Source organism: Agrobacterium sp. 33MFTa1.1, from assembly GCF_004328495.1.
In the GTDB taxonomy this organism is placed as follows: domain Bacteria; phylum Pseudomonadota; class Alphaproteobacteria; order Rhizobiales; family Rhizobiaceae; genus Agrobacterium; species Agrobacterium pusense.
This window is the reverse complement of record NZ_CP036359.1, coordinates 1672464-1685394: the sequence shown is the minus strand read 5'-3', so window position 1 is coordinate 1685394 and position 12931 is coordinate 1672464. Positions and strand designations below refer to the sequence as shown.

Genomic DNA, 12931 nt, shown 5'->3' with positions numbered 1-12931 from the left:
CCCCGGATTAGAAGAAAATGGCCCAGACGCACAGAATGGCGAGGGAAACGAGAAGGGAGAGGAGATAGGGAACGACGGCCCGGAAAAGGGCTGTCGCCGGAATGCGGGTGACGCCGCTCACCACAAAGATCAGCATGCCGAGCGGCGGTGTCAGGCCGTGGATCATGAGATTGACCACGAGAATGACACCGAAATGGATAGGATCGATACCGGCTGCCACGGCAGCGGGCAGAAGGATCGGCCCGAACAGCAGGATGGCAGCACCGATATCAAGCACAAGACCGACCACGAGCAGAATGAGGTTGGACAGCAGAAGCACCGCGATCTTGCTGCCACCGAGCAATGTCACGAAGTCGGTGACAAGACCGGAGACATTATCGACCGCCAGGAGAAAGGCGAAGGGGCCAGCCGTGCCGATCAGAAGGCCGATCGCAGCTGCTTCACCCGCCGATTGGCGGAAGGTTGTAAAAATGCGGCGCGCGCCCAGCCGGTATCCGAAGCCGAGAAACAGCGTGTAAAGCGCTGCAAGCGCTGCGGCTTCCGTGGTCGTGACGACGCCAATGCGGATGCCGACCACCACGATGACGCCAAGACCGAAGGCAGGTATCGCAGCCACGGCCGAGCGCCACCGCTCAGAGCCAGTAGCGCGAGGCAGGGTATCAACGCTGCGCACGCTGAAATGGATCGCCACCGCCAGGCAGACCGCCATCAACCCGCCCGCAAAGAATCCGCCGACCAGCAGCGACCCGACCGACAGGTTGGTGGCCGTTGCGAGGATGAGAAATGCGATGGAGGGCGGGATGACGTTGTCCAGCACGGAAGTGGCAGCGATGATCGCACCCGCCTGCGCGGGTGGATAACCATGCTTGACGAGTTCCGGCTGGAAGGTGGAGGCGCCGAAGGCAGCATTGGCGACTGAAGAACCGGAGGCGCCCGAAAACAGCACGCTGGTCAGAAGCGTCGTCTGGGCCAGCCCCGCCCGTCGGTGGCCGACCATGGAGGCGGCAAAACGGACGAGCTGGTTTGCGACGCCCGATTCCGTCAGCAGACTTCCCGCCAGCAGGAAGAAGGGGATGGCGAGCAGCAGGAATTTCGACATGCCTGTGACCGTCGAGGAAACGATGGCCGGCTCCGGCAAAGTACTGCCGAAGGCAATCGCCACATAGGCGGCGGCGAGGAAGGCATGGGCAAGCGGCGCGGCCAGAACCAGCCCCACGGCTGCCGTCAGCGCCAGAAACAGGCTCGGCGGCAGGGTCGTATCGACGAAAATTTCCGGCAGGCCCACATAGGAAACAACAGCAATGACCACGGAGAGCAGAACAGCAAACGCCTTGCCTTCACTGACGCGCTGAAGCGCGAGATAAACAAAAATCAGTGCACCACCCGCACCGAGAAAACCGAAACGCACCCATTCCGGCAGACCAAGCGTCGGGGACGTCCCGCCCAGCATTGCCGCAATTTCTACCCCGCCGAAGGCGAGTATGAGCGCGGCAACGAACGAGAAAGCATCGGCCAGGACCTCCGTGGCAGCATGGAAACGTTCCGGCAGGAAGCGCACAAAAACATCGAGCCGCATCGCAAGCGCGCTTTTGAGACTGAGAGGCGCGCCGACAGCGATCATCGCGACATTAAGCCAGATGCCCAGATCTTCCGCGCCGATGAAGCCGGTGTGAAACAGATAACGCAGGGTCACATTGACCAGAACCACCACGAGCAGCGTAGCAAGGATTGCTGCCGCGACCGCACCGAGTACCTTGTCCAGAATGGCCAGCAGCCGCTCTGCCACACGCTGCGGGCCGATGCGCCCTCGTGCCGATGTCGTTACGGGACTCGCCATCATGTCTTTCTTCTCCACTCCCGAAGCCATGCTCATGAGGCCTTGGCCGAGAGGTCACGGTCGAACAATGTCGACCACGTGAATTGTTTTGCCGCCGAAACCTCACGCGATACGTCAAGACGCGGAAGCACCTTTTCCCCGAAACGGAAGGCTTCTTCCAGCAATGGCATGCCGGAAAGGATAAAGGTGTTTACGCCCGCCTTCTTATAGGCCTCCAGCGTGCGGATGACAGTATCGGGCGAGCCGACGATAGCTGTTCCCGGACCTGGACGAACGAGACCGATGCCGGCCCAGAGATTTGGCGCTATTTCAAGATCGCGCAGGTTCTCCGGCTTCTGGCCGCCATGCATCGCCGTCATGCGCTGCTGGCCGACGGAATCGGTCTTGCCGACGAAACGCTGGTTGGCGGCAATCGCTGCCTCATCCATGCGCCGGTAGAGATCGGCGGCGGCAGCCCAGGCCTCTTCATCCGTATCGCGCACGATAACATAAAGGCGAATACCGTATTCCAGTTCTCGACCGAGCTTTTCCGCCCGCGCCTTGACGAGATCGACCTTCGCGCCAATCTGATCAGGCGTTTCGCCCCACGAGAGATAGGTCTCGACATGTTTGGCCGCAACGTCGATGGCCTTGTCCGAAGAGCCGCCAAACCACAGCGGCGGCGGCTCGATGCCCTGCCCCACCGGCAGAGCGAGCTTTGCGCCCTGCGTCTGGAAATAATGCCCGTTGAAATCCACCGTTTCGCCGGCGAAAAGCCGGTGCCAGATTTGCAGATATTCATCCGCCATCTCGTAACGCTCGTCATGCGGCATGGTCATGCCGTAGGCGCCGAGCATCTTCGCATCGCCCGAGACGACATTGATAAGCAGACGCCCGCGCGAAAACTCCTGGAGCGTCGCCGCCATCTTGCCAAGCAGCGTTGGCGCGATCAGGCCCGGATGAATGGCGACCAGCAGCTTCAGCCGCTCGGTATAGGAAAGAAGCGCGCCCGCCAGAACCCAGACGTCATGCGCGCCGGTGGCAAACAGCGCCCCGGTATAACCGAGCTGGTCGTAAGCGAGCGCCAGTTGCTTGTAATAACCGAGATCGACCCTGCGGGACCCTTCCGGCTGCCAGGGATAGGCGCCGTCGGGGGCGCACATGTACCAGAAAACATTCATCTGTCACCTCCGACGCTGGCTGATTGCGGGGCCGGGCTTTGCCCGGTCTGAACCGGTAAAGAGAAATGGCCGTGCCTGTAAAGCGTATCGGCCTCCTCCTGCTGTTCGGCAAGAATATTTTGAGTGGCCGGCACGACTGAAAGATCGCGAGAGCGCAATACCCTTGCCCAGGACGAAGCATCGCCTTCGCTGCCAGGTTCGGCGGCGAGCAGCGCAGCCGCCTGCTCTACATTAGCCATAACGGCGCGGCCGACGCGGTCCAGTTCAGCCGCAATCGCTTGCCTCGTTTCAGGCGCAAGAGCGTGACGATCCAGCGTCCAGAACAGCGAACGGTTGGGAATGGTGGAGCCGCAGCGAACCAAAAGACTGATTTCTTCATGAGTCAGAGCCTTTTCCAGCCGCGGCGACATCGTCACCCAGGCATCGACGCGACCTTCCACGAGGTCCCTCAGGCTGTCACTGTCACCGCTTTCTATCCGGTTGACATCCGAGAGGCCAAGCCCCGCTCCTTCCAGGCTGCGCGCCAGAAGATAGGTATGAAACGATCCGTCGATCAGGGATATGCGTTTTCCCGAGAGATCGGCGGCGGAACGGATCGGGCTGTCGCGCCGCACGAGGATCGCGCCATTGGCCGGCCGCGGTGCGGAGGCGGCAATATAGACCGCCGAAAGCCCGCGCGCATCCGCCTCTATGGGCGGTGTCGACCCGGTGCCGCCAAAATGTATTTCACCCTTTTCCAGAAGCGCCGCGGTATCGCGCCCGTCTCTATAGAGCACGAATTCAGGCTCGAATGCCTTAAAAGAACCGGGCCAGAGCCGGGCGAGCCGCAAATGCAGATTGTTGGGATGGACCCCGATTTTCATGTCGACACCTCATTTCACGATCAATCTACTTTTTTATAGAGTGTTTTCGAGAAACGTTTTGGCGATCCCCGGGCGGAAAGCGAAAGAGAAATCTACTAATCCTGTAGATTTTAAAAAATGCCTGATTGATCTGGGATGAGATTCATCAAACCATTGAAATTTATCGCCGCACAATTTACTTTTTTATAGTTTGAAAAGTGGGCCTCTTCAGTCGTGACCAAACCGGTTTCCAATCTCATCTGCCGCAGCGTGGTTGAAGCAAGCGAGCTCCTGAAGCTTGTGGCCAATGCCAACCGTCTGGCCATCGTCTGTTACCTCATGGAAACGGAAGCCTCCGTTTCCGCGCTTGAATATGAACTCGGCATCCAGCAGCCGACGCTTTCACAGCAGCTGGCCGAACTGCGCGATGCGGGGGTCATCGAAGGCACGCGGGAGGGCAAGGCGGTGATCTATCGTGTTACCGATCCGCGTATTGTCCAGTTGGTTCTGACATTACGCGGCCTCTATGCTGATCTTTCCGATGTGACCGGCAAGAAAGGCAGGCGCGCTTTACCGCTGGATGAGGCAATGTTCGACTAACATGATCGACCTTTACACCTGGATCACGCCGAACGGCCTCAAAATCTCGATTGCGCTGGAAGAACTTGGCCTGCCCTATGTCAGCCATGCCATAGATATCGAAAAGGGCGAACAGTTCTCGGCCGAGTACAGTCGCATCAACCCTGGCTCCAAAATCCCTGCAATCGTCGATCAAGACAATGGCACCGTTTTAACAGAGTCCAACGCAATCCTGATCTATCTCGCGGAAAAAGCCGGACGGCTCATGCCTGTCTCTGCCGCGGCACGGCTGACAGTCACCGAGTGGCTGATGTGGCAGGCCGCCAACTTCGGCCCGACACTCGGTTACGCCCATTATTTCCTGACGTACAATACAGGAAAGGCACCCTTTGCCGAAACCCGTTTCGCCTCGGATACCGAACGCCTCTATCGGACGCTGAACGACCGCTTGGCAAAGCGCGGGTTCGTCGCCGGCGATTTTTCAATAGCCGATATTGCCATCTGGCCATGGGTTTCGCGTTTCGCCCGTCATAAAATCGATCTCGCTGATTTTCCCGCAATAAACCGCTGGTATCGCCAGCTTGGACAGCACGAAACCTTCCAGCGCGGTTATCGCGTACCATTTGTGACATCTGACGTTCCGGGGCTTTGACCGCTCAGCTGGCGACAAGATGGCCGGGTGAGACTTCGCGATATTCCCGCGGCTTCACGGAATAATCGACTGAGCGGATAGGACTTTTCAACTCGTCATTGGCGGCACCGCGACGCGTGTTTCTGCGGTCCGGGTCCGGCACCGGCACCGCCGCCATCAGCTTGCGGGTATAGTCATGCTGCGGGTTGTCGAAGACAGCCGCACGCGGGCCGATTTCGACGATCTCGCCGAGATACATCACCGCCACCCGGTGGCTGACGCGCTCCACCACCGCCATGTCATGGCTGATGAAGAGAAAGGCGAGATCGAGGCTCTGCTGCAAGTCCAGCATCAGGTTGATGACCTGCGCCTTGATGGAGACATCCAGCGCCGAAACGCTTTCATCAGCGACGATGACCTTCGGCTGCAGCGCCAGCGCGCGGGCAATGCAGATTCGCTGCCGCTGGCCGCCGGAAAATTCGTGCGGGTAACGCGCCGCCATATCGGGCGAGAGGCCGACCTTTTCCAGCATGTCGGCCACCACATCCTTCGCTTCGCGGGCGCTGCCCATACGGTGTTCCAGAAACGGTTCGGCAATCGCCGCACCCACCGTCATGCGCGGATTGAGCGAGGCGAAGGGGTCCTGAAAGATCATCTGCACCGTCTTGCGCATCTCGCGCATGCCGGACTTGTCGAGGGCGAGAATATTCTGGCCATTGACCATCACCGAGCCGGCATCCGGCTCGATCAGCCGCATGATGGCGCGACCAGTCGTAGACTTGCCGCAACCGCTTTCGCCAACCAGCGACAATGTTTCCCCAGCTCTCAGATCAAAGGACACATTCTCCACAGCGTGAACGCGACCGCTGAGCCGCCCCAGCAGGCCGGAGTGAATGTCGAAACGCTTGGTCAGCCCTTCCACCTTCAGCACCGGCTGAGCGCTGGCGTCAACGGTATCGGCCGGGCGCGCCGGTTCCTGCGTTTCCCCCGTGGTGGTGTTGACGATGGGAAAGCGCAGCGGTCTTTCCTCACCCGTCATGGAACCCAGAACCGGAACCGCGGACAACAGTGCACGCGTGTAGGGATGTTTACCGCGATGGAAAATATCCGCGGTCGCGCCGACTTCCACCTGCTCGCCACGATACATGACGACCGTGCGATCGGCGATCTCAGCCACCACGCCCATGTCATGGGTGATGAACAGGACGGAGGTACCTTCCTCTTCCTGAAGTGTCTTGATGAGATCGAGAATCTGGCCCTGAATGGTGACGTCAAGCGCCGTCGTCGGCTCATCCGCGATCAGCAGCTTCGGTTTGGAGGCAAGCGCCATCGCGATCATCACGCGCTGGCGCATGCCGCCGGAAAACCGATGTGGATATTCATCGAAACGCGAGGCGGCGGAGGGTATGCGGACTTTTTCGAGCAGGCGGATCGTCTCCGCTCGCGCTTCCGCTTTCGACATGGGCTGGTGGCACAGAAGAGCCTCGGAAATCTGGTCGCCGATGGTGAAGAGCGGATTGAGACTGGTCATCGGCTCCTGAAATATCATGGCGACTTCATTGCCCCGGACCTGCCGCATGGCGTCTTCGGAAAGTGACAGTAGGTTGCGACCGCCGAGCAGAATTTTGCCCTCGACCCTGCTGCTTTCCCGATCCAGGAGCCGCATGATGGAGAGCGATGTCACGCTTTTGCCCGAACCGCTTTCACCGACGATCGCCACCGTCTCGCCTGGCCCGACATCAAAGGAAATATCACGCACCACCGGTTTCCAACCGCCATCCACGTGAAAGGACGTGGTGAGGTTGCGGACGGAAAGCACGGCATCTTTTGCACCAAGCGGTACTGCCTGCGGCATGGTCATGATCGTTCCCTTCTTTTCTTCTCGTTTGAATTCAGGCACGGCGTCACGGCCTGTTTCTTCTCCCCGTCGGAGAGAAGGTGGCCCGAAGGGTCGGATGAGGGGGCGACGTTCACGATAGATCGCACCCCTGCCCCTCATCCCGCTGCCGCGACCTTCTCCCCGGCGGGGAGAAGAAACTCGCGGCACCCGCTCGTTCGATATGCAGTCGTTATTAGTCCGGCCAGTGCAGCATGCCGTCGAAACGGTGGCGGCTGCGGTCTTCGAACGGTGTCGCAATTACCTCGTTGGAGGCGCGTGCCTTGTCCAGTTCCTCCGCCAGACGGGACGCAACGATAGTCTCCTGGCCGGGATGCAGATTGCAAGGGTCGAGATAGAAATAGCGATGTTCCACCTCGTGATCGCGGGTGATGATCGGCGGGTTACCCTTGGCCAGCGCCGTCGTCAGGTCCCATGCCGTGATATGCGCATCTTCGGCATTGATGATAACGCGCAGCCGGTCGAGCGGGTTGTTGGTCGGGTCGGGCTCGATCAACGCCGTCACGCCCGGCCGTCCATCCAGCGTCCTTTTCCACAGGTTGAGATAACCGGTTTCCCGTTCGCGGATGCCGGCATGGTCGCGCTTTTCCCAGGCCTCAAGCGCCGCCATGACACCATAGATACTTTCCTTGCCGACTTTCATGCCGCGGCCGATGCCCATATTCTGAAGGAAAGCATGACGCACCAGTTCCTTCTTACCCGCGACGATGCCCGAGGTGGGTCCGCCGAGGAACTTGTGGCCGGAATAGAGCACGACATCCGCACCCGTGGCCAAAAACAGCTTCAGGTCGTATTCGGAAGCGGCATCGACAATGACAGGGACACCCTTGGCGTGGGCGATCTCGACGAATTCGGAAAGACGCAGCAGACCGTAATCCACCACATGATGCGAGACGACATAGACAGCGGCAGCCGTCTTTTCGGTGATGGCGTTTTCCATATGGAAACGGTGGGTCGATGTTGCCTGCCCGATCAGCACCACCTTGCCGCCGCCGAGCCGGATGGCCTGATCCACCGGCGCGCCATAACTCACCACATGCCCCATCTGCACCAGCACTTCGTTCTTCTGAGGCGCAACATCGGGCAGCTTTTCGATGGCCAGCAGATTATTGCCGGTAATGGCGCCCGCCACCGCAAGGCTGATGCCGGAGGAGCAGGACGCCGTCACGAAACCGGCCTCGCCGCCCGTCAGCCTTGCAATGATCGCGCTTGCCTTGCGCTGCAGATCGTTGATCTCGACAAATTGCGGCAGGATGGCCGCCATAGCTTCAACCGCTTCCGGAACGACGATGGAAGCGCCAAGCGAGGTCATGGTGCCCGAGACGTTGATGACCGGGCGAAGGCCGATCCTGCTTCTAATATCCTCGGTCATGTCTTTCTCCTGTCTTTGCGATGCGATGGGCATCGACATATATGCCATAATAATGTAATAGCTTCTCAAAATCGATGAGGAGCCAAAATTGGACGCCCATAAGCTGGACGAAACGCCTTTATCCGCCCTTCCCGATACGGCGGAAAACCCGGACGCGAAGGCGGCCAAGCGCTCTCGCGTCAGCGGCATCGACCGCGCCCTTCAGGTTATTGATTACCTCTACGAAACCGGATCCCCCGCCGGCGCTTACGCCATTGCCAAGGCGATCAAGGCCCCGCTGTCCACCGTCTATGTGATCATCGACGATCTCATCGAAAAGAACATGCTGGCGCGCAATGCCGACGGCAACATCTGGCTCGGCGCGCGGCTTTACCACTACGGTCTTGCCTATGCCCGCTCGCTCGATTTCATGGGTGTCGCCACCCACGAAATGCACGATCTCTGCCGCCATGCGGGCGAGACGGTGCAGCTTTGCGGCCGCGATGGCGACCATATGTTGGTATTGGCCATGGCGGACGGACCGAGCCATTTTCAGGTCGCGTCCCGTGTCGGCACCCGCGTTCCCTTGAACTGGACGGCGTCCGGACGTCTGCTCGTCGGGCATCTGCCGGAAGCCGAACGTCTCGAACTTTTCCGTCGCTGCGCCCGTTCCTCGCCGACCGGACGCGCCGAAATCAACCCGGAAACGCTGTCCCAGTCTGCGGCGGCGGCGTTCCGTGACAGGCTGTCTATCCAGGTCGCCGAGTCCGATTACGCCGTGGCATGCATCGCTTCGCCGATTTGCGACAACAGGGGCGAATGCGTTGCGACGATTTCCATCGTGCTGCCCGAGCAGAAGGTGCTGGCGGACGAGAACCACTACACCGAGCAGGTCAGGGTCTCGGCGGAACGGATCGAAAAGCTGATGGGCTGGCGCAACCATTGAACGGCCTCACCCCTTGAGCGCGACGATGGCTTCGATTTCGACGGTTATATTGCCCGGCAGTGAGCCGAAGCCCACGGCGGAGCGGGCATGTTGTCCCGCATCGCCGAACACATCGATGAAGAGATCGGAACAGCCGTTGATGACGCTCGGGTGATCGCGGAAATCGCTGACGGCATTGACCATGCCGAGCAGCTTCACCACCTTCTTCACCCGCGACAGGTCGCCCAGCGCCTCGTGCATGACGGCAAGCAGGTTGATGCCGGTGAGACGCGCATGGTTATAGGCCTCTTCCAGCCCGATTTCCGCGCCCACCTTGCCGGCATAGAGGTGGCCATTTTCTTCCCGCGGCCCCTGGCCCGAAAGATAAAGCATGTTGCCTTCCACCACATGCGTGACGAAATTGGCAATCGGCGGCGGCGGCGGCGGCAGGGAGATGCCGAGCGCGGCGAGCCGGTCATAGGGCGAGACGTGCCCTTCTGCGTCGAGCGAAGACTGTTTCACGCGAATTCCTCATAATGCCGGGAGCGGTTTCCCGTAATGGCTGCGAACGGCGGAGGAAGGACCTCCGCCCTATCAGTCGGGGTCAGCGCCAGGAATAACCATGGCTGTGGCGCACCAGCTTGCGCGCCCTTGGAATGTAACGGCTGGCCGCGATGGCTTCCGCGCCGATAACCGCGTAACGCGGCTCGAACAGGCGCTTCAGGCGCGACACGTCGCCGTTGGAATCGGTCGCTTCCACATCGGCATCGACAAGATCAAAAACAGTGAAATCTGCGCGCTGACCGACCTCGAGACGGTTTTCCATATCGAGGCGGATGATGGAGGCGGGGTTACGGGTCACGGCTTCAACCACGTTTTCGAAGGGCATGTTGACGGAGAGCAGCTTCGACATGGTGGTTGCCAGATCCCAGACCGGGAAATTCATCGAATGGCCATGCAAATCCGTAGAGATGGAGAACGGAAGCAACCCGCGTTCAATCGCGGCTTCCGCAACCTTGAAGGAAAAGGATGCGCCGCCATGGCCGATATCCAGTCGGATGCCTTCACCGGCGCAGCGTTCGGCAAGGTTGAACAGGTCCTCGTCTTCCATGATGCTGGAGCCCGACTTGCCGTTGAAGCAATGGGTCACGACATCGCCGGGGCCAAGAATTTCCAGCACCTCGTCATAAAGTGCGGGCGGTTCGCCCACATGCACCATCATCGGCACTTTCAGGATCTTGGCGATCTTCTTGCCGAGCTTGACCGGCGTCACACCCCAGGAGCCGGTGATGACATGGCTCGCCCGCACCTTCAGGCCGACTATATGCTCGCTGTTTTCCGCGTAACATTCGAGGATACGGTCGAGATCGATATCCTTGATGTCGCGCAGTTCAGGCACCCGGTTGCAGGCAACGAGGCCGATGGAGCCGAGGTTGAGGAAGGCCTTGATGCGCTCCCTTGAGGGTTCGATGATATATTCCCTGAAACCGTGGAAATTCGCCTCGCCCGCCGAACCGGCATCCACCAGTGTGGTTACGCCGCGCTCGGCCCCGCATTCGGAGGGGCGGATGGAGATGTCGGTGCCGCCGTGCCAGATATGCACGTGCAGATCGACCCAGCCGGGCGAAATGAAGGCACCCTTGGCGTCGATACGCTGCGCATCCGCAGGCACCTGCAGGGCAGAGCCTACCGCGGCAATCTTGCCGTCGCCGCCGATCAGAATATCGGTTGAAGCCTCAGACGCACCTTTTCCGAAACCGACAGGTTTGACATTGGTGAGAAGAATGGGAGCTTGAAGAGGCGTTTTTGCCTGTTCACCTGATGTCATATTACAAATCCCTTCGCAGTCTTGGGTCGAGCATGTCCCGCAGTCCATCGCCAACCATTTGCAGCGACAGCACGGAAAGAATGATGGCAAAGCCGGGAAAATAGGTCATCCAGTCGGCCTGTCCGATATATTGGCGGCCGGCGGAAATCATGGTCCCCCACGTTGGAATTTCGGGGCTGACACCAAGTCCCAGAAACGACAGGCCGGCCTCCGCCAGCATGGCGCTGGCAAAAAGAAAGGTGCATTGCACGAGGATCGGCGAGACCAGATTGCGCAGGACATGCCGCGTCATGATGTGGAAAGTGGAAATGCCGAGCGCCTTTGCCGCCTCCACATAGGGCAACTCACGAATTACCAGCGTCGAGGCGCGCACGATGCGGGCAAGGCGCGGCGAATAAACGACGGCGAGCGCGATGATGACAGTCGTCAGCGACGGGCCGAGAGCCGCCACCAGCGCAATCGCCAGCAGAATATCAGGAAACGCCATCATCGCATCGATCAGCCGCGCGATCGGCGTATCCAGTTTCTGGAAGAAACCGGCAAGCAGGCCGAGCGTGATGCCGATCAGCGCCGAAAGCGCCACCACGGCGGCCCCGACCAGAAGCGACAGTCTTCCGGCGTATATGGTACGGGAAAAGACGTCGCGACCAAACTCATCGGTGCCGAACCAATAGAGTTCGCTCGGCGGCTTCAGGCGGTTCACGATCGACAGTTTTGAGGGCGAGTACGGCGCTATCATCGGCGCGAAAACCGCAAGCAGCACGAAGACAAGGAGCACGAGCAGGCCGGCGGCGACTGTCTTGCGCTTCAGGAGACGCCGAATGAACAGGACGGTCGGGTTGCGTGCCGGGGGAACGGTGGAAACGATATCGGCCATCAGTAGCGAACCCTTGGATCGACCAGCAGGTAGAGCATGTCGATTGCAAAATTGATGAGCACGTAGAGCCCGGCGATAACGAGAAGCGCGCCCTGAATGACCGGATAATCACGCCGGAGCACCGCCGAGACGACGAGATTTCCGACCCCCGGCAAACCAAAGACGGTCTCCGTTACCACCGCACCCGAAATCAGCACGGCGGCGGTGAGGCCAAGCACGGTGAGAATGGGTATAAGCGCATTCTTCAGCGCATGTTTCATCACCACCCGACGCTCCTTGACGCCCTTGGCGCGTGCAGTGCGGACATAGTCGTCACCGAGGACATCCAGCATAGAGGCGCGGGTGAAGCGCAGAATGAGGGCGGAGGACACGAGGCCAAGCGCGATAGCCGGCAACGTCAGATGATACATGCGCTCGACGAAACTCGACCCCGGCCCGCCATAACCCGATACCGGGAACATATCGAGCCTGACGGCGAAGACCTGCATGAGGATGAGGCCGAGCCAGAAGCTCGGAATGCTCGCCGCCAGCATCGCGACCGTCGTTGCGGCCTGGTCCACGAACGAGCCGCGCCGGTAAGCGGCATAGATGCCGATCGGGAGAGCGATGACGCTGGCGATCAGCAGTGAAAAGATTGTCAGGAAAAAGGTCGGTTCGGCCCGATCCAGCAGGGCTGATCCGACAGGCATATTGAGAAAGATCGACTGGCCGAGATCGCCCTTCAGCAATTGGCCGATATAGTAGACATATTGCACCCCAAGCGACTGATCGAGGCCGAGGCGGGTGCGCAGTTCCGCAATGTCCTGTGCCGAGGCATCCGGCCCCAGCATCACGGCGGCCGGGTCTCCGGGCGTGACGCGCAGGATGACGAAAACGATGGTAACGACGAGGAACATCACCACGATCATTCCCGCAAGTCTCTGGAAGATATACCGTATCACGAATAAGGGCTCCCGATCGCAAAAGTGGCGGACCACTTATGCGCGATAGTTGAAGCGAAGCTG

The 12931-nt window shown here is 59.9% G+C and carries 12 protein-coding genes; 3 read left to right on the top strand and 9 right to left on the bottom strand.

The features are described from left to right. Positions 1-7: 7 nt before the first annotated feature. From EYD00_RS21515 to EYD00_RS21505, 3 genes are read right to left on the bottom strand one after another with little or no spacing between them, the layout of a single operon-like run. Positions 8-1840 carry a TRAP transporter large permease gene (locus tag EYD00_RS21515; protein ID WP_034498186.1) on the bottom strand — a complete coding sequence of 611 codons (1833 nt, stop codon included), beginning with the start codon at positions 1838-1840 and terminating at the stop codon, positions 8-10. A gap of 29 nt (positions 1841-1869) precedes the next feature. Continuing rightward, entirely contained in the window at positions 1870-2997 is a 1128-nt protein-coding gene (locus EYD00_RS21510; RefSeq protein ID WP_022563695.1) for an LLM class flavin-dependent oxidoreductase, read from the bottom strand. Next, positions 2994-3860, bottom strand: coding sequence for an ABC transporter substrate-binding protein (locus EYD00_RS21505; protein ID WP_034498188.1), 867 nt, complete (start codon positions 3858-3860; stop codon positions 2994-2996). Before EYD00_RS21505 ends, EYD00_RS21510 begins: the two co-directional genes overlap by 4 nt. Positions 3861-4073: 213 nt before the next feature. On the opposite strand from EYD00_RS21505, the gene EYD00_RS21500 reads away from it, so the two are divergent. Continuing rightward, positions 4074-4439, top strand: coding sequence for an ArsR/SmtB family transcription factor (locus tag EYD00_RS21500; RefSeq protein ID WP_004438767.1), 366 nt, complete (start codon positions 4074-4076; stop codon positions 4437-4439). A gap of 1 nt (position 4440) precedes the next feature. Next, positions 4441-5070, top strand: a complete 630-nt coding sequence (locus EYD00_RS21495) for a glutathione S-transferase family protein (RefSeq protein ID WP_034498190.1) — start codon at positions 4441-4443, stop codon at positions 5068-5070. Positions 5071-5074: 4 nt separating this feature from the next. Here the strand turns inward: EYD00_RS21495 and EYD00_RS21490 are convergent, their stop codons facing one another. Both EYD00_RS21490 and EYD00_RS21485 read right to left on the bottom strand, forming a co-directional pair. Beyond that, entirely contained in the window at positions 5075-6910 is a 1836-nt protein-coding gene (locus EYD00_RS21490; protein WP_034498541.1) for an ABC transporter ATP-binding protein, read from the bottom strand. 211 nt (positions 6911-7121) lie between these two features. Further along, positions 7122-8318 carry an aminotransferase class V-fold PLP-dependent enzyme gene (locus tag EYD00_RS21485; protein WP_022563691.1) on the bottom strand — a complete coding sequence of 399 codons (1197 nt, stop codon included), beginning with the start codon at positions 8316-8318 and terminating at the stop codon, positions 7122-7124. Between the two features lie 88 nt (positions 8319-8406). Between EYD00_RS21485 and EYD00_RS21480 the strand changes: the two genes are divergently transcribed. Continuing rightward, positions 8407-9243 (top strand): IclR family transcriptional regulator, encoded by an 837-nt coding sequence (locus EYD00_RS21480; RefSeq protein ID WP_004438758.1) that lies wholly within the window; start codon positions 8407-8409, stop codon positions 9241-9243. A gap of 6 nt (positions 9244-9249) precedes the next feature. On the opposite strand, the gene EYD00_RS21475 is transcribed toward EYD00_RS21480, so the two are convergent. From EYD00_RS21475 to EYD00_RS21460, 4 genes are all read right to left on the bottom strand, one after another. Beyond that, positions 9250-9744 carry a RidA family protein gene (locus tag EYD00_RS21475; protein WP_004438756.1) on the bottom strand — a complete coding sequence of 165 codons (495 nt, stop codon included), beginning with the start codon at positions 9742-9744 and terminating at the stop codon, positions 9250-9252. An 82-nt stretch (positions 9745-9826) separates the two neighbouring features. After that, on the bottom strand, positions 9827-11050 hold the full coding sequence (locus EYD00_RS21470) for an amidohydrolase/deacetylase family metallohydrolase (protein WP_034498192.1): 1224 nt from the start codon (positions 11048-11050) through the stop codon (positions 9827-9829). Position 11051: 1 nt separating this feature from the next. Next, positions 11052-11927, bottom strand: coding sequence for an ABC transporter permease (locus EYD00_RS21465; protein ID WP_004438752.1), 876 nt, complete (start codon positions 11925-11927; stop codon positions 11052-11054). Then, a complete protein-coding gene (locus EYD00_RS21460) occupies positions 11927-12868 on the bottom strand; it encodes an ABC transporter permease (RefSeq protein WP_006698531.1) in 942 nt (313 codons plus the stop codon). Before EYD00_RS21460 ends, EYD00_RS21465 begins: the two co-directional genes overlap by 1 nt. Positions 12869-12931 lie beyond the last annotated feature (63 nt).

Bases quoted from the DNA above. Each gene is read 5' to 3' on its own strand.
- EYD00_RS21510 (WP_022563695.1), bottom strand. From the start codon at position 2,997: ATGAATGTTTTCTGGTACATGTGCGCCCCCGACGGCGCCTATCCCTGG.
- EYD00_RS21515 (WP_034498186.1), bottom strand. From the start codon at position 1,840: ATGATGGCGAGTCCCGTAACGACATCGGCACGAGGGCGCATCGGCCCG.
- EYD00_RS21470 (WP_034498192.1), bottom strand. From the start codon at position 11,050: ATGACATCAGGTGAACAGGCAAAAACGCCTCTTCAAGCTCCCATTCTT.
- EYD00_RS21490 (WP_034498541.1), bottom strand. From the start codon at position 6,910: ATGACCATGCCGCAGGCAGTACCGCTTGGTGCAAAAGATGCCGTGCTT.
- EYD00_RS21505 (WP_034498188.1), bottom strand. From the start codon at position 3,860: ATGAAAATCGGGGTCCATCCCAACAATCTGCATTTGCGGCTCGCCCGG.
- EYD00_RS21485 (WP_022563691.1), bottom strand. From the start codon at position 8,318: ATGACCGAGGATATTAGAAGCAGGATCGGCCTTCGCCCGGTCATCAAC.
- EYD00_RS21465 (WP_004438752.1), bottom strand. From the start codon at position 11,927: ATGGCCGATATCGTTTCCACCGTTCCCCCGGCACGCAACCCGACCGTC.
- EYD00_RS21495 (WP_034498190.1), top strand. From the start codon at position 4,441: ATGATCGACCTTTACACCTGGATCACGCCGAACGGCCTCAAAATCTCG.